This is a genomic window from Croceimicrobium hydrocarbonivorans, assembly GCF_014524565.1.
Lineage (GTDB): Bacteria > Bacteroidota > Bacteroidia > Flavobacteriales > Schleiferiaceae > Croceimicrobium > Croceimicrobium hydrocarbonivorans.
This window is the reverse complement of sequence record NZ_CP060139.1, coordinates 1,511,225-1,529,055: the sequence shown is the minus strand read 5'-3', so window position 1 is coordinate 1,529,055 and position 17,831 is coordinate 1,511,225. Positions and strand designations below refer to the sequence as shown.

12 protein-coding genes are annotated in these 17,831 nt (G+C 45.0%); 7 read left to right on the top strand and 5 right to left on the bottom strand.

All coding sequences use genetic code 11. The features are described 5' to 3' along the window. Positions 1-110: 110 nt before the first annotated feature. From H4K34_RS07025 to H4K34_RS07015, 3 genes are all read right to left on the bottom strand, one after another. On the bottom strand, positions 111-5,528 hold the full coding sequence (locus H4K34_RS07025) for a fibronectin type III domain-containing protein (protein ID WP_210760115.1): 5,418 nt from the start codon (positions 5,526-5,528) through the stop codon (positions 111-113). Between the two features lie 29 nt (positions 5,529-5,557). Next, positions 5,558-6,409, bottom strand: a complete 852-nt coding sequence (locus H4K34_RS07020) for a T9SS type A sorting domain-containing protein (protein WP_210760114.1) — start codon at positions 6,407-6,409, stop codon at positions 5,558-5,560. A 106-nt stretch (positions 6,410-6,515) separates the two neighbouring features. Continuing rightward, a complete protein-coding gene (locus H4K34_RS07015) occupies positions 6,516-8,102 on the bottom strand; it encodes a LuxR C-terminal-related transcriptional regulator (RefSeq protein ID WP_210760113.1) in 1,587 nt (528 codons plus the stop codon). A gap of 159 nt (positions 8,103-8,261) precedes the next feature. Between H4K34_RS07015 and H4K34_RS07010 the strand changes: the two genes are divergently transcribed. Then, a complete protein-coding gene (locus H4K34_RS07010; protein WP_210760112.1) occupies positions 8,262-9,413 on the top strand; it encodes a helix-turn-helix domain-containing protein in 1,152 nt (383 codons plus the stop codon). 1 nt (position 9,414) lies between these two features. On the opposite strand, the gene H4K34_RS07005 is transcribed toward H4K34_RS07010, so the two are convergent. Next, positions 9,415-11,862, bottom strand: a complete 2,448-nt coding sequence (locus tag H4K34_RS07005) for a T9SS type A sorting domain-containing protein (protein ID WP_210760111.1) — start codon at positions 11,860-11,862, stop codon at positions 9,415-9,417. 153 nt (positions 11,863-12,015) lie between these two features. Here H4K34_RS07005 and nadA point away from each other — a divergent pair, with 153 nt between their 5' ends. Together nadA and nadB are read left to right on the top strand one after the other, a co-directional pair. Next, entirely contained in the window at positions 12,016-12,960 is a 945-nt protein-coding gene (nadA, locus tag H4K34_RS07000; protein ID WP_210760110.1) for a quinolinate synthase NadA, read from the top strand. After that, positions 12,960-14,489, top strand: coding sequence for an L-aspartate oxidase (gene nadB, locus H4K34_RS06995; RefSeq protein ID WP_210760109.1), 1,530 nt, complete (start codon positions 12,960-12,962; stop codon positions 14,487-14,489). The genes nadA and nadB overlap by 1 nt, the downstream gene beginning before the upstream one ends. A 6-nt stretch (positions 14,490-14,495) precedes the next feature. Here the strand turns inward: nadB and H4K34_RS06990 are convergent, their stop codons facing one another. Further along, positions 14,496-14,651, bottom strand: coding sequence for a hypothetical protein (locus H4K34_RS06990; RefSeq protein WP_210760108.1), 156 nt, complete (start codon positions 14,649-14,651; stop codon positions 14,496-14,498). 335 nt (positions 14,652-14,986) lie between these two features. Here H4K34_RS06990 and H4K34_RS06985 point away from each other — a divergent pair, with 335 nt between their 5' ends. The 4 genes from H4K34_RS06985 (at position 14,987) to H4K34_RS06970 (ending at position 17,782) form a co-directional block, all read left to right on the top strand. Then, a complete protein-coding gene (locus H4K34_RS06985) occupies positions 14,987-15,766 on the top strand; it encodes a hypothetical protein (protein WP_210760107.1) in 780 nt (259 codons plus the stop codon). A gap of 262 nt (positions 15,767-16,028) precedes the next feature. Then, positions 16,029-16,886, top strand: a complete 858-nt coding sequence (locus H4K34_RS06980) for a helix-turn-helix transcriptional regulator (RefSeq protein ID WP_210760106.1) — start codon at positions 16,029-16,031, stop codon at positions 16,884-16,886. Positions 16,887-16,970: 84 nt separating this feature from the next. Next, complete coding sequence (locus H4K34_RS06975; RefSeq protein WP_210760105.1) at positions 16,971-17,306, top strand: hypothetical protein; 336 nt, start codon at positions 16,971-16,973, stop codon at positions 17,304-17,306. Then, positions 17,303-17,782 carry an anthrone oxygenase family protein gene (locus tag H4K34_RS06970; protein WP_210760104.1) on the top strand — a complete coding sequence of 160 codons (480 nt, stop codon included), beginning with the start codon at positions 17,303-17,305 and terminating at the stop codon, positions 17,780-17,782. Before H4K34_RS06975 ends, H4K34_RS06970 begins: the two co-directional genes overlap by 4 nt. Positions 17,783-17,831: the final 49 nt, after the last annotated feature.

Below are 17,831 nucleotides of genomic sequence, written 5' to 3'. Positions count from 1 at the left end.
CCTCATTTGGTTCGACTTTCTGGAATTACCGAAATACGAACTGATAAAAGCGATATGAAAGGGAAGGGGTACATTCCTTCCCTTTCAATGCTCCAATTAGCATGGTGCCGCTAATGGTGGAGCAGTCTCAAGGACACCCATTGGGAGCCTTGTCTCACACGGAGATAATAGATACCAGGGGCCAGATGATCGAGGGTCCACGACTCTGCTCTGTTACGCGGATTTTTACGGGTCTGGCCCAGTACCCTGCCTTGGGAATCTACAATCTCGATTTCGAGTTCGCTATTTCCTTCCCAATCGATAAAAACCTCATCCCTAAATGGATTGGGGTAGGCAGAGATGCGGGGAATTGCATATTCTGGTAATCCAATAGCTCCAAGCTTCCTTTGTGTAGTGTCCATTTCGCCGCAAGTATTGCTTACAATTAGGCGAACATTGTAGTTAAGGCTATAGCTGGGATAAGTGTGCGTCACTTGTTGTCCGCTGCCACTATTACCATCCCCAAAGGACCATTGATAGCTTTGGGCATTTCGAGAAGCCTTGGCATTGAAGTACACCCGCATGCCTCCACCCTGGCCTTGTAAATTGACGATACTATCGGTCCAGGCAGCCCATACCGGCGGGCAATAATGCAGGGTGTCATTTAATTTGAGGGTGTCACCACAAGCATCCACAAAATGAACGCTAATGGGAAGCATACCACTGGTATCGAGCAAGCTTTGATGTTGCCAGCCAGAGCCAGAATATTGCGAATTCAAATACCAAAGAACCGCTTGGGCACCGCTGCCAGTATTAGCTTCTAAGAAAAGACTATCCAAATTATAAGTCCAGCTATAGGCGGGTGACATGCTATCACAAATCATTAGTAATTGGAAAAGGCTATCCTTTTCACCACAAGAGTTTATAGCGACTAATTTTAAAGTGTAATTCCCAGGAGAGCTAAATTGATGGTGTACACTATCGCTGCTGCCAATCCATTGATTTCCGACATACCAGGCTACCGAATCGCTACCCATGCTGCGATTATGAGCATAGAGGTCCAAGCCCAATTTATGCGACTGTGCCCGAGCTTGTAAGGGGAGGCATTGGGTTCTAATCTCCAGGGTATCGGCATAGCTTTGAGCACTACTCCCACAGCTATCCGAAACTTCAATGCGGTAGAGTACACCTTCTTGAAGGTTCTTAAGGGTATAAGGACTTTGCACTCCATAATACCATTGTGTGCTGCTTCCAGCAGGGTCTAAGGCGGTGATTTTTATCCGACTATTAATTCCATTATAAGAGTTCCATTGAACCTGAATACTATCGGTACCGAAACTCAACACCTCTAAGCTATCTGGATTTACACAAAGTGCTTGATTACCTTCAATTCGAATATCATCAATGGCAATGTCCCCGCGATAGCCCGAATTCGTTCCCTTAAAGCGAAGTCGGACGGTATCGTTTATATAGGCACTTAAGGATACAGAATCTTCTAGCCAGGGGTCGGTGCTGGCAGTTTGTTGCATACCATTTAGGCTGTACAAGTTTTGGAAGGGCCCACCATTGATCTGCACTTCAATTTCCAAGTCACCAATATCCAGACCGTACATATGGTAGGCCCACTTTAACCAAACGGCGCCTTGATTCTGAGCAATGAAAATTTGCGGTCCGGTAATTTCTCCTGTTCCCGTTCCATTTGTAGCCTCCGTATAGAGGTAATTTCCACTGCCCGATACATCAGTGGATGGGCCGGTAGTATTACTAAAGGTAATTCCGGCTCGCGGTCCGAAATGTGGCCCGGCACTGGTGGGGGTAGTCCAGCAGGGATCCAGTACAGATCCCGCATTAGCCTGCCCGGTGCCACTTATCCATTGTCCCCCGTCAAAATTTTCACGGTAGGGTAGGTTTCGGACCCCGCAATCAGTTGTGCCAATGATCAGGTTAGACCAAAAGCTCACATCGCCTGCTCCACAGCTATCGCGAACTTCAATTTCATAGGAGCTCGAAGGATTGAGTCCTGTGAGTTCATAAGGATTGCTGCTTACATTCAGGATTTGAAAAGCTTGACTGCTGCCCGCAGGGCGATATCTAATTTGCCATTGATTGGCGCCTCCACTTTGCCAACTGAGGTAGATGCTGGTGCTAGTGGCGCTATCCTGTTGCAAAGCTGTAGGGAAAGCACAGGTGGGTGTTTCCCGTATTTCAAGATCATCTATGGCCAAGGCTGTTAAAGAACCCAGGGTGTTTTTACGATGGGATACAAATCGCAATTGAATCGTATCATTGGCATAAGCTTGTAAGCTGATCAGATTTTCCTGCCAAGCTGCTGCGCCTGATGATTGGGGCGACCCACTAAAGTTGCTGAGCAATTGCCAACCTTGACCATCATTTACTTCTATTACTAGCTTGTCGATATCCGCACCGTAGGCATGACTGTAGAACCTCAATTCTGGAAGGTTAAGCGTGCTGAGGTCTATTCGAGGCGTGTAGAAAGAAGTGCTTAAGGGTGTAGATCCAAAGCCGTTTTTAGTGCTGTAGAGATATTTGCCTGCACCACCATTTCCCGCATTGGGTCCGGTATTAAATGTGAATACCTGGCCTTGATTGATTTTCCAAAAGAAATTGGGATGATCATCAGCCGACCAGCAAGTATCGAAGTTTCCCTGATCTGCAGCTGCAATCGCCCTTTGGAAATTTGTTCCATTGAAGTCTTCGAAAAAGGGAGCGGCCATTACTAAACAACCAGAAAATACACTAACCAGGCCGCTCCACAAGCTTAAACTGCTACTGCCGCAACTATCGCGAACAAATAGATCGTAATTCGTTTTGGGGTTTAAATTGCCCAGCAGGAAAGGTTTGGAGCTAACATTTACAAGCGTACCTGTACCCGGACTAAAACCTGGTGCTCCATATTCAATTTGCCAATTGCTGGCTCCGCCGCTCGTCCAATCCAATAATACAGAGCTGCCATTTTGCTGCAATACCATAAGATTGGAGGGTGCTGGGCAGCTTGGTGTTTCCCGAATTTCAACATCATCAATAGCAATGCTACCGCGGTAGAAAAAGGTGTTTTTACGGCGACCTCGGAAAATGAGGACAATCGTATCGCCTTGCCAGGCAGATAGGTCAATGAGTTCTTCCATCCAGGGAGCGGTATTACTGCTTACCTGAGCACCGTTCAATTGCAGGACCACTGAAGCCGAATCTTTATTCATGACCAGTACTTTAAGGCTTTCGATATCGGCACCAAAAAGATGATGGAAGAAGCGCAATTGTGGACTCTGTAAAGAATTGAGCTCAATGGGAGGACTGCTAAAATCAATTTCTTGAGCAGCATTCACAAAATTGGAAATGACCGTTTGCATAGATTTTCCGCTACCACTGGTATGGTCGGCTGAGGGACCGGTTTGGGTACTTACGGCACCAGTCCCACGAGCCTTCCAATAAAAACTTTGGGTTTCATTCCTTCGCCAACAAGGATCGATCGTGCCTGCCTGATGGATGGAACTTCCACCATTAAAGCTGCTACCGTCGAAATTTTCGAAAAAGGGGGAGGCTTGCACATTACAATCGGTTTTTACCGTGCCAAAGAACTCCTGGCTGCTGAGCAAATTGACACCACAACTATCCTGTAAATAGAAGTCGTATTCGGTATTTGGAGATAGGCCATTAACCGTAAAGGGATTGGAGCTTGGTATAAAGGTGAATCCATTGCCAGGACTAAAACCCTTAGGGCCGTATTCGATTATCCAATGCGAAGCTGAGGATGTCCAACTTAATTGCACCTGAGTGCCTAGAGCGCTGGCCTGGAGATTAGTGGGCTTAGGGCAGGTAGGCGTTTCTTCAATATTGAAATCATCAATGGCGATGTGGTTGGCATAGCCATTATTGGATTTCTTAGCCTTAAATACAATTTGAACTACCTGATTGGCATAAGCGCTGAGGTCAATAATCTTTTCTTTCCAGGCCTCTGCTCTGCTCATTTGTTGTGCGCCATTTAAGCTGTCGATGAGGCTCACCATTCCATTATCTATAACCATGATGTTTAATCCGCTAATGTCGGCTCCAAAGAGATGGTAGTAAAAGCGTAGTTGTGGCTGACTTAAAGCGCTGAGGTCAACTGCTGGACTGGATAAACTACTTTCCGTAGCTAAGGCTGAGAAACTTTCGGTTTCTGAAAAGAGGTATTGGTCCGATCCTGAACTGTGATCGCCCAAGGGACCAGTATTTACGGGTTGAGAAACTGGCGGCCCAACCGTCCAAAAGAAAGTGTGGTCGGGTGAGGAGAGCCAACAAGGATCGAGGTTGCCATGGAGACTTCCTATGGCCGCAGTACTAAAACTGCTTCCATCAAAATCTTGACTGTAGGGCGCCATAAGTGCATTGCAGGCCGTACGAGCTTTGAGTGCCGGGCTGGGATTGGAGATGAGGTTGCCAGGGCAGATTTGCCGAATGTAAATCTCGTATTCTGTGCCTGCACTAAGATTGCTAAGGGTATAAGGGTTTTGACTAGTATTCTGTGTGGTGCCAGATCCAGGACTAAAGCCTACCGGGCCATATTCAATTTGCCAATTAGAATTGGGATTGGAGGGCAGGTCGAGCACCAAGCTTTGAGGGCTGCGACTAAGCAGGATGGCGGGTACTAGAGGTGAAGGACAAGCAGCCTGTTCGGCAATTTTAATGTCGTCGAGAGCCATGCCTACCGCAAATCCCGGCTGTGTCGATTTAGCGACAAATCGTAAAATGATGTTCTGGCCAGAATAAGCGGTTAAGGAGCTTCGGCGTTCTTGCCAAGGGCTGGCGCTGCTATTTTGCTGAGGTCCTTTGAGGGCATCCAACAGCTGATAAGTCAGGCCTGCATTTGCACTAATCCAAATGCGGAAGTCTTCAATAGCATCCCCATAGAAATGATGCCAATAGCTTAGCTCTGGATTGTTGAGTCCACTTAAATTAATGGTGGGGCTTTCGAAATAGACGGAGTCATGCTGGCTAATCCCGAAGTTGCGAACCTGATACAGAAACTGCTGACCATTATTGCTGTGATCTTGGCTGGGGCCGGAATTGGCAATCGCACTTTGCGTTTGAATGGTCCAATATTGCGCCATGCTGTCGGCGCTAAAACGATAGCAGCTATCCACATGAAGCAGGTTATTAGCATTGCTGTTAATCGACCATTCCAGGCCTTCAAAATCTTCTATCCAGGGGCTGCTAAGGGCAGAGCAGCGAGTTCTGATAAAGAGAGTATCACTCCAGGGACCTAAGGAATCCAAACCACAGGAGTCGCGTACTTGCACCCAATAGTTTTGGGCCGGGCTAAGTCCTGCAAGGGTATAGGGCTTGGAACTAACTAATACAGGACCGTTTACTTGGCTATTTCCTTGACCATAGCGCAATTGCCAATGGCTGCTGCTACTTTGCCAATCCAGAATCGCATGTTGATTGGAATGGGCCAGGGATATCAGATTCTGTGGCATCGGACATACCTGCCCGAAGGCCACAGAACTGATTAGAAAACAGGAAAAGAACCGAAAAACAAACTTTTTCATGAGCGAGAATTTTAGTGGAGAAATCCCGCTTATTGGCGGATAAAGCTTTGGTATTGACCAGTGGCCGTGCGAATCTGATAAAGCCCAGCCTTTAGAAAGCTCAGGTCTAGCGCTTGGCCATGTGTATAAGTCAAGCTTTGGAGAACCCGCCCTTGTGCGTCTATTATTTGAATGAGCTGATCCTTGTCTAAATCAAGGTAGAGCTGCCCTGAACAAGGATTGGGATACAAATGGAAAGTAGAATTTGTGTTTTCCTCTAGTCCAATGCCATTCATGTCAATTTGAATGCGACTGTCCGGATCAAAGAGATCATCGTTCCAGGACTGATTGGAACCCACTGCCGCAGCAACGGAGGCACTTAAAATGCCAGTCGAAGGCGATTGAAAGCGGGCGGGCATAATATCCTCGCGCTTAACCACGAAGCTTACTCGAGTAAGATTGGGTTCAATTACAATTTGAACATTGTTTTGGTAGAGGTTGGTGTAGTTTTGAGCATTAACTCCACTTGCATCGGCAATACCAATAGTTCCGGTATAATTAGAGGGCGGACTGCCCGTTACCCAAGCAGTAAGCAAATAATGGTAGGGAAGCTGATTATCCTGTCCCCAGAAATTAAAGGTGGGTTCAGTGCTGAATAAGTTCACCATCACATTGCAGCCAAAGCCGCTAGCCATGCTGGGGCTAAGGCTATTGAGCTCCACGCGGAAATGAATGCTGTCACTTTGCGCATCGTAGTAGTAAGCGAAGTGGGTGCCATCGGCTAATTGAGGATTGGCTCCATCATTAGAAGGGTCCGCGGCCAAGAGTTGATATTGACCCTTGAGATTGAAGGAGAACAAAAGGCAAAGGCTTAATACGGTGGAAAGGAAAATCGTTTTCATGAGCGCTTGAATTAATTGCAATACAAGCTTAGGAAGCCTCATGAAGCCTAGCTAGAAAGCCAGGTTTACATCTTCTTTACAAGCGGATTTCGCCTCGTGCGCGTGCTCATTTGATGAACTTTCGGAGGTATTCGGTGAGGGAAAGGTCTGGCTCTAAATCGAGTTTTTTCTTTAAACGATGCCTTGCGATATCTACCGAACTGGGTTTTATACCCAATATTTCGCTCATTTCCTTCGCGCTAAGCCCTAAAACACTCAAAGCACTAATGCGAAGTTCCTTGCTGCTTAAGGAATGTTCTGCACTTAAAGACTTAAAAAAGTCTTGATGCACCGATTGGAAATGGCGGTTAAAATTCTCCCAGCTATCCCATTTTCGCTGGGCTCCTTTTACAATGCGCAGGAGGTCTGAGCTGGAATGCCCTTCTCGGATTTTAGTTCGAAGCTCTTGGAATTCTTCTCTCAGTTGGGCCTCCTTCAAGCTATAGGACAAGAGTTCTTTTTCTTTAAAATGAATAAGCTTGGCTTGCTCTTCATGCAATTTCTTTTGGTGCAGTACCTCTTGGTTAAGCTTTTCATTTTCAATCTGCTTCATACGTTGACTGAGGCGCAGGTTTTTGGTCTTCTGTTGGATATACAGTCCCAGTCCTAAGCTGATCATCACCACAAAAAGGAGACTTAATATGAGCTTTTGCCTTCCATAGCTTTCTTCTTGAAGGAGTTCTTGAATCCGCATTTCTTCCTTTTCATTGCGGAGGTTTTCTAGTTTTAGTTGTGCCTGATAGAAATTTTCCACTAGCATGGTGATATTCCGATCCTGATTGCCGGTAAGACTAGAGTCGAGGTGTAGCTTGGCGCGAAGATGGTAGAGCGCTGAATCGCTATTTCGACCGCGGAACCATTGGTATAAGATGGAATGGGCATCACGCGCTAATTCCCGAAAAGAAGCCGCTTGACATTTTAGGAGGCTTTTTCGCAGGCCGGCGACATCAAAGCTTTGGGGCTGCTCTTTCAATTCGAGGTTCCAGGCAATGATTTCGTTGGTGACTTGCATTTTTACATTAGGACCGCCCTCAAAGAGCGAATCTGATTTTTGCAGGTGCTTGCGTGCTTTCGGCCAATCGGCCCGAGCCAAATAGAGTCGTGCGTAATTGGAATGGCATAAAGCCTGACCTTCAATGGAAGCCTGGTTCTGATACTCGATCAAGGCCTTATCTAAAAAGAATTGCGCGGAGTCCAGTTCGCTTTCCCGGAGATATACGGTTGCAATATTGAGTAGGGAATTGGCATGGATTAAGCTGTTGAAGCCCTTTTTATAATAGCTCTTCGCCAGGCGATAGGCACCAAGATCATTAAAGACATTGGCTAAATTTCCTTCCATGCGAATACGCTCTTCGGGGAAACCCAATTTGTCGGCCAATTGAATGCCGATCACATAGTCTTTGCTACTCTGACTTAATCGGCCCTCGAGCCAGGCCGCGCCACCTTTTAGGTTCCAGAGTTCTACTTGCTGTTGAGGATCTAATTTGGCATGATGAAGCAGGCTATCTGCTAAGGCATAACTTTTAGCTGGTTGGGCATAAATGGAATTGCGAAGCTTTTGAATGCTTTCGTTTTCGGATTGGCTAAAGACGATTTGCGGCCAAAACAAAAACACTAAAAGAGAAACTCTAAGGAGGGGATTTATGAACTGCATTTTGAAATGGGCTTGGCAGTAGGGTCGGCTATTTCCTCAGCAAGCGAATTAAGTTATCCCTGCCTTTGTAAAGGTTTTTTTGTGCTTGAAATTGGTTCGAATACAGAAATCCGAACCATCCTGACAAGCTTGATGCTCGTTCCTAGCAAGGCAGTATAAATGCATCCGGAAAGGACGCAGTACATTTACCCCGCTTATTGCAACTGGCTTATGACTTTTAGCGCGGCAGAGATTATTCCCTTTATTGTTTGCTTTCAAGGCATACTATTCGCCCTCTTTTTAATGCTGTCTAAAAGGCCAACCGTGAAGTATCAAAATCGCTTTTTGGCCCTCTTTTTTCTCAGTTTAAGTGCTCAGGCCTTGGTAATGATTCTGCGAAATCAAGCAGTGCTTCCCACTTTTTGGTACGATAATTTTTGCTTCTTCGGATTTCTGTACGGTCCCTTGCTCTACCTTTTTGTGAAGAATAGCTTGGAGCGGGATAGTGGATTTCAAGGACAGGATTTGCTGCATTTCATTCCGGCGGTATTGATCTTTTTTAGTCCGCTGTTTAATTTTCCATTTTGTCAGGGTTGGGGAATCTTGCTTTATGCCAGTCTAGCTTTTTACAATCTGTTTAGTCTTTGGGCCTTGCGGCGCTATCATCGTATAGTTTTAGAAACGCGCTCCTTGCCACAAGGTGCAAATGCCTCTTGGTTGTTGTGGCCTATTTTACTCTTTATGTTGGTGGTGCTCATTGATTTTCTGGATATCCTCTTTATCAATGTGAACTTGACGCTGGGCATTAGTCTTACTTCGGTAAGCATTTTGGCCTTGGTGAATTACTTCTTCTTAAAGGCGCTGTGGGCTCCGGAATTATTTAGAGGTACTGATGCGCAGGAGCGCCATATGCATGCAGAAATTCAGAAGGTGGAGGCCGAATCTGACTTAGAGCCTGATGAGCGGGAAGAGCAGGATTTAATGCGGATAAAGAACTGGATTAGTAGCGAGGAGCCCTTTTTGGAGCCCGATCTGAGTTTAGCGCAATTGGCCGATCAACTAGCCATGAGTCCGCGCTATTTGTCGAGTCTCATCAATCAGTATGAGCAGAAGAACTTCATGACCTTTATTAATGAATACCGCATAGAGAAAGCTAAAAGGCTACTGACCGAAAATGAAGATCCCGGTTTTACCATTGCGGAAGCGATGTTTGGCTCCGGTTTTAATTCCAAATCCTCTTTCAATACCCTATTTAAAAAATTGGTAGGGCAAACGCCGAGTGAGTATCGGAAGAATTTGAAGTCAAAACCGGAGCCTAAGAATGTCTCTTGATTTATTTCTGAATCAAAAATCTATGACTTTCCCCTTCAATTTTCAAGATGTAAAGGCCGGGGCTGTAATTATTCAGGTTCCAGGTGATATCTCTACCTGCAACAGTGCCACTTTGCATTAATTGGCCATTGCTACTGTATATCTGATACGGAACTTTTCCATGGGCTATTTTGCTGTGTAGGTGTAAGGTTCCTTGACTGGGATTGGGGAATAAGCTGAAATTACTTGAGCCTGTTTCTGGGATGCCAATAGTTCCTTGGTACTTTATTCCTAATGGGAATCTTAGGTTACTTGCTTGACTGACGGTATTCCCGGAAGGATCCAGATTCCATTCTTTGAATTGTGAGAAATTGAGGTAATTGATACTGATCAAGCTGTCATTACTCTCGATCATCTGAAGTTCTAATTGCTCAGGAGCACTAATTTGTATGTTAACTACAGTGGAAGAGTCAATCACAAAGTTTACCGGGAATTTCAGGTATTCTTCGTTGCTGATATTTTGCTGAAGAATCTGGTTGAAACCTTGATTGGTGCTTATTTCTAACTGAAGGCTGATGGGGGAAGCAGGCTTTTTATTGCGAAATCCAAAAACAAAAAACTCTTCAAAAATGCGTGCATCATTAGGCATGCGCAAAGCCATGCTGTAACTCTTACCGGAATCACCATCCACCAAGCGAACCTGATCTTGAGCCATTTTATTAAATCGCCCGACGCTTATATTGGAAGACCAAAGATTTCCTTCAGTAACAGCGATGGTATCGGATTGAAATTGACAGTAGCTAGGTCCGGGGTCACTAAAAACGGAGTAAGTTCCCGAACCAAGGAAGTCGAGAGTGTCTATTGTCGGACTTTGAATGGAAATACTATTGGAAATAGTCCAGGATTGGAATTGACTGGGATTAGGGCTATTGTTTACAATTATTTTATTGCTACCAGAGCTTAAATTGCTACTTCCGTTTGTGCTGCTGGAATCGATGTAAACCGAATCCAAAGCTAGTCCATCTGTATTCACTAAATAAAGCCAGCCATTGTTTCCGGGTAGCGTATAGGTTGATCGTTGAGTAGAATCATAAACCCAGTTTCCTGGCTTCCAATAAAGAGTATCAGAATAGGGGTAGTTTACAGAGATATTTCGACTAAAGTTACCACAGTTAAGCAGGCTATCTACTGCTTGACGATTGCTTAAAATTTGAGCGGGTCTCTTAAGTAGAAAGTTTAAATGTAAGACCTTCGGCACGGCACCACAGGTGTCTAGTGTTACCAGAAAATTAAAGCTATATCGGTCCGGTCCCAAAAGAAAGTTATCCCCTTTTGGAGCCCAATGGAAACGAACTTTATTGCTTAACTCACTTCGGAAATTTCCATTGGCATTTAAACTCGTTAATACTGGGAAGGCAAAATTGCTTCCGGCCGGTATTCCCATGGAAGCAGGGTCTAGTAAAAGACTGTCCATTAATACTAGGTCGACTTGCTCGGTTGAGCTGCTATTAAAGTCAATCACTAAACTGTCGCCAATATTTAACTCATAGTTTAATACAGTTGGTCCGCTAGTTTCCATGAAGGTGGAGTCTGGACTTATGATTTGCATCTGTATGGGTGTTATATTGGTGTCGGCACCATCAATAACTACTCCGCCGAACAATGAGTTTCGAGACACAAGTACACCATCCGAATAGTATTCTTGACTTTTAGCAAAGCCATAGAGACCGGGGGTGAAGCTTCCTTTTTGCGCACCAAAAACAACTAAGCTTTGATCATTGTAATATTCCAGTGGTCCATTGGTAGGACTTTCTGATAGGTCTGGAAAAGGTAATGTTGCAGAATAGCCAGTGTCGTAAGTTACCGTCCCTGTAGGGTCATTTGGTAGGACCAAGAAGGAGCTAGAACTATCGACGCCCGTGATTTGAAACTCGTCAACCAGATCAATGAAATTACGAATATTGCTGTAAGCCGCTGCAATTGGTAATCGATTAGCTCCAATATTACTGTGGGGATGCCAAGCTAAATTTCCGCTCGCATCGGGCTTTGGGAAAATGCTAAACTCCACTCTGAAATTCATGCAGCTGCTAATGTTCGTGGGCTGGCTTAAACAAGCACCAATGTCGTAGGAAAAAGAATATCCTTGGGCAATTGGTGTTAGATTGGCAATGCTTATGCTTCCAAAGTAGACGAACTCTTTGTAATTATATTTTGTGCCACAATCGAGGTCATTAAATTCAAATTCACGGCTACGATTAGGGTCATAGATAAGGCTGAAATTTAAAGGACCTGATATGTTTCTTGGTGTAGTGGGAACCGCTATACCATTGTCCAGGTCTTGATGTAAGTGTAATTCCACATGGAGCATTAAGTTAGCATCAATGCGGTATTCCATGTAGCCATTAGCGATATGGCTGGCATTTGAGAATAGGGGACATAGGAAGATTAGTCCAAAAAGGAAGCGTTTCATCAGATTAAATTTTTTACGAAAGCGAAACTAGCAAAGCTTTCTAAAAGGAAATGTTAATAGATGGATTTTAAAGTAAAGTACATTGGACTCTGATTTTTATCATATAAGAATCTTATTTGGCTCAATAGCTTTGTGCCCAAATCCACAAAGCTCATGAACTACTCGTCCAGCCAAACTGATTTGGTGCAGGAGATTAATCGCCTTAAGGCAGCTAAAAAGGCCTTGATTTTAGCCCATTATTATCAGGTACCTGAAATTCAGGATATCGCTGATTTTGTGGGAGACAGCCTCGCTTTATCGCGAAAAGCTGCTGAGACGGATGCCGAGCTCATCGTTTTTGCCGGAGTTCATTTTATGGCCGAAACGGCTAAAATTCTTAACCCTAGTAAGAAAGTGGTTTTACCGGATTTAAAGGCGGGTTGTTCTTTGGCGGATTCCTGTCCCCCGGCCGACTTTAAAAGCTTTCGAGAAGCCCATCCCGATCATACCGTGGTAACTTATATTAATTGTACTGCGGAAGTGAAAACCTTAAGTGATGTGATTTGTACCAGCTCCAATGCCTTGCAGATTATCAATTCCTTCCCCAAGGATCAGAAACTCATTTTTGCTCCAGATGTAAATATGGGTCGCTATCTAAACAAGGAAACCGGTCGGGATATGTTGCTTTGGGATGGTGCCTGCATTGTACATGAAGCTTTTGATTTGGAGAAAATCCTCAACTTGAAAGCAGAGCATCCAGAAGCGAAAATAATTGCTCATCCAGAGTCGGAGACCCCCATTCTTAAAGTGGCAAATTTCATTGGCTCTACCGCCGCTTTATTGCGCTTTGCACAGGAAGATGCGTCTCAAAGCTTTATTGTGGCTACCGAACATGGTATCTTACATAAGATGCAGCAATTGATGCCAGAAAAGACTTTCATTCCCGCCCCAGCCCTTGAAGATAATACCTGTGCATGCAGTGAATGTGCCTTTATGAAGGTGAATACCTTAGAGAAATTACGGAATTGCCTGCGCGATGAGCAGCCCGAAATTCTCTTGCCGGATTCTATCATGAAAGAGGCCCTGAGACCTTTGAACCGTATGTTTGAACTGAGCTAATGGGAGCATCATTTAAAGAAGAAAGCTGTGATATTCTGGTGGCTGGTGCAGGAGTGGCGGGCTTAAGCTTTGCCTTGCATTGTGCCGACCTCTATCCTAAAGCCAAAATTGTGGTTTTAAGCAAGGGTGGATCTGAAGATTCCAATAGCTATTATGCTCAAGGAGGGGTGGCTGCAGTAATGGATTTGGATCATGACTCCTTTGAAGATCATATTGAAGATACCTTGAATGCAGGAGACGGCCTTTGTGATGAGGCCGTGGTGCGTGAAATTGTGGAAGAAGGCCCTTCGCAAATGCGTCAATTAATGTACTGGGGTTTGGATTTCGATGCTACCTCCAGAGGATTGGACCTGGCCCGAGAGGGCGGGCATAGTGCCCACCGAGTTTTGCACGTTAAAGACCATAGCGGGAAAAGCATAGTAAGTGTATTGCTGCATCGCATTGAGCAGCATCCTACTATTAGTTTGCGGTACCACCAGCAGGCCGATTCTCTCTTAAAGACTAAATCTGGACGATGTGCAGGTTTGCGCTTGCGAACAAGTACCGGCTATCAATTTATTAGAGCCACCTGGACTTTATTGGCCACCGGTGGGGCGGGACAACTCTATCGCTATACCTCCAATCCGGAGGTTGCCACTGGCGATGGCTTGGCTTTGGCGCTCAAGGCGGGTTTAAGTCTCGAAAAAATGGCTTATATCCAGTTTCACCCTACGGTGATGATTAATAGTGGGGGTCGTGATTTTCTTTTATCCGAAGCATTAAGAGGCTTTGGTGCGATTTTACGAAATGATGCGGAGGAGGACTTTATGTTTAAGTACCATCCTTCAGGTTCTTTGGCCACCCGAGATATTGTTTCCCGCGGTATTTATTCTGAACTGGCTTCGGAGCCGAATCGCAAGGTATATCTGGATTTACGACATCTGGATCAGGAAGTGCTGGCCCATCGATTTCCAACCATCATTCAGCAATTGAAAGAAAAGGGCTTAAGCCCGGAAGTGGAAATGATTCCAATTGCTCCGGCAGCCCATTATTTCTGTGGAGGAATTCCCTCAGATGTGCAAGGTCGCACTGCTATGGAGGGTTTATTGGTTGCAGGTGAGGTTGCTTGTACAGGCTTACATGGAGCCAATCGCTTGGCCTCAAACTCGCTTTTGGAGGCCTTGGTAATGGCGCATCGGGCGGCACTCAGTTTGGGGGAGATAGTTCCAATGGACCTCAATGAAGAAGAATTAGAAGGCCTTGATACTCCCAAGCACTTCCCCATGGTAGACTCCAAATTGCGCTATTTGCAGCAATTGATGTTTGAGAAAGTGGGCGTAATCCGGGATGAAGAAGGTCTGAAGGCGGCACTGGCCGAGATCGACTTCATTTTAAAGCAAGGCGTTGGAAGAGAGGAAAGTACCCTAGCTGATTTGGCCTTAGAAAACCTGCTCTTAGTGGCGAAATCGGTGGTTCAGGATTCCTTGGATCAAGAGGAGAATCGCGGAGTTTTATACCGCTCGGATCAGGTGCTTAACCAATCGCACTAAAATCTTCTAACTGCAATAAACTTCCATATAAGTGAGGAAGAGGTAGGCGCTTTCCTGTATTTCGTGCAAAATAATGCGATGTATTTGTGGTCCGTGGCGCATGGCTATTAATCCTATTAAGATCAGGGCATAGCCGTATTTGGCCATTCTAAAGTTTTTCATGAGTCTTAATTCTGGAGCAAAACTGCCTCTGTTCATTCTATTAGAGGGCCGGATTTGAGATTCCGAACTAAATCACATTTACAGTTTTAAGGCTTTGCAGATAATTGCTCTGTGAAGGCCCTGTTCTATTGGGCCCATTCCTTTCTATACAAGGCTTTGGGTAGAATGCAAATCGCATTGGATCCCTAAATAAGTTCTGATTTGCATATCCGGTCGCCCCGTCTGGGAGCTGGTTGCACTTTTGCCTCGTCAAATTTCGATGGGGACTTATCCGCCGAAAGGCGACAAACGAGAACAAACAACAAAAGCAAACAACAAAAACTAAAAGCTAAAACATGAAAGTGAATTTTAAACTTCTGCTGCTCTTGACGGGATTGTCGTTCAGCACATTTGCTCAGGAAACTGAATCCGAATTTAATCATCAGCTACGCCTTAGTGGAGGTGTAGGTAGTGGGATTTGGGAAGATCAACTCACCTCTGATACTACGATGCAAACGCTAAGTCAACTGTGGCAGGCGGATTACCATCTTAATTTTAATCAGCGTCAGAATTGGACTATTGGAATGGCCTTGCAAAGTGGTCCCATGTTTCCGGAGGGGATGCGTGATTTGGATCAGGGATTTGTGCGCTTCCAATTTCGCACCGCCTACACCTTTACGCTTATTCAGAATGAAGATTCGCGCTTCGATTTAGGACTTCAGTATCGTGCTCAAAGTCGCTTGATTTCTGATGTTTTGGATGAAAACCAAGATAAGGATTTGGTACAGCATTTCAGTCGCCAGGGATTAAGTGTAGTAATTGGTGCTCAATACCAAATGGATAAATGGCGCTTCGAGGGACAGGCTTTATTCCCGATGGCCACCACTGTAAATCGCGGTACCAAGGGCGGTACAAATTTGAATGAAGACCTCTTTGAGCAAATCTTTAAGGGCTCCGAATGGGGAACCTGGCATCAATACTTTGCTGCGGATTTAAGTCTGACCGCGGCTTATGAATTTAACGAGTGGCTAGACTTTTATCTGCAATACCAAGCTGAAATGCAGGCCATGCCGGTGAGCCCGGAATTGTTTTCCGCCCAACAACATTTGAGCTTAGGAGTAAATCTCAAATTTTGATAGCAGCTTCGCTAGCTATGCTGTTGAACCGCTCTGGATTAATTCGGGGCGGTTTTTTTTTGATTTGGACCGATAGTCCAAGTAGAATTAATAATAATTATTTTGGACCTTCATTACCCCCTTTAATGAGAAATCCCCCCTGGCATCGAGATGAGCTGATATTAGCTTTAGTTTGTGCTAACTGCCATCGTATGTTGCACCGAGATACAGCACTTTCTATTGAAGAGCTTAAATCCTTGATGGAAAAAAACTGAAATAGACTTTGAACCGCGAATTCATCGACATAAAAGATTTTACCATTTTAGTAGAACTGGCCGAGGCGAAAGAAGCCCTGGTGGATATCTGCTATTTTGATGAGCCGGTGATTGCAGTGGCTTTCTATGGATCGGGTAATGTGCACCTAGAAGTTGAGTATGCGGGTGAGCAGCAATCCTTTAATCATACCCAAGGCTTGGCCTTATCCTTTTATGCCGATGCGGAAGTACAGTTTAAGCATCATGTTTCGGCAGATCGGCCACTTGAGTGTTTGGTTATTGCCACTTCCTTACGGCATATCGAATCTTTGCCAGAGCAAGAAGTAGCACTTTTTCAGGAATTGCTAGATCCTCTGCTTCATCCCAAAGGCCATTTTGTGCCTGGGCCACAGTTCTATATGAGTGCGGCTATGCAGCATACCGTAGACCAGGCTTTTAGAAATCAGTTGGAGGGTAAAGCCAAAATGATGTTCTTCCGATCTCAGATGACAGCCTTGCTAGCGCATTATTTTGGAGAGCTTTCTAAAAGTGCTGATCAAAGCTTGCCTCATGATACTTTGCAGAGACTGGATAAGGCCCGGGAAATTCTTCTCGCTAATATGGAAGAGCCGCCAGGTTTATCGGACTTAGCAGCAGAAATAGGCATGAACACCAATAAGCTGAAGCAAAGTTTTAAGGCCCATTTCGGATTACCGGTATTTCGCTATCTCCAAAACCAAAGATTGGAGAAGGCCCATGAATTAATCCGCAGTGGTGGCACCACCGTTCAGGAAGCGGCCTGGCAGGTAGGTTATGATAGCTTAAGCTCCTTTTCGAAGGCCTTTGCCCAGAAATTTGGCTATCGCCCCAGCGAGATTCGCGCCTGATTCTTTTCGAACCAATTTGAATTCTTTTCGAACTAAAGCCCCGGACTAGGAGGGCGGACTTTTGTCTCATCAAACTTTAAACGCATGAGCACAAATTTCCAAGCTTTTAAATGGCTGATAATTTTCCTGCTACTAGCAAAAGCCAGCCAAGCCCAAAGCCTTCCTGAGGATGGACCTTATCCTCTTTTAAAAGATGAGGCCCTGGTGGTACTCAAGAATAATTGCAATACCTGCCACAAGCGGATGAATCCAAGCAAGCTCTTTACCGAGGAGAATATGGAAGAATTTGCTCCATTGATCCATGAGCAGGTATTTGTGAAAAAACGCATGCCCCTTGGTTTTTGGAACAAACTGGAGGAGGAAGATGCTGAAAAACTGCGTCGCTGGATTAAGGCCAATGCTAAACGTAAAGCCTCATGAAAGCAATCAGTCTCTATTCAGCCGTTTTTCTAAGCGGACTGTCCGCCGGCTTTTATTATGCCTGGCAAGTTTCAGTGATTCCCGGAACCAAATTGATCAGTGATTCTTCCTTTCTGGAGAGCATGCAAAACATTAATCGGGCGATTCAGAACCCGGCATTTTTGCTCATTTTTCTCGGGACCTTATTGGCTTTGGTTGGCGCTGCCTATTTCAATTTTAGTCAAACCGAGGTTTTCCGTTGGATTTTGGCTGCCACCTTGATTTATGTATTTGGGGTATTGGGAGTAACCATTGCTGGGAATGTGCCTTTGAATGAATACCTCGATCAAGTGCAATTGGGTCGCCTGGACGCCAGAGGCCTATCTCATGTGCGAGATATTTTCGAGAAAAGCTGGAATCTACGGCATCTGATCCGTACTGCTTTTGCCCTGCTATCCTTCTTCTTAATTCTGGGAGCCCTTTATCGCTTTGGATAATCTGGTTCGAATTGCAAATTCGAACCAGTAGTAATTCGAACCACTAATA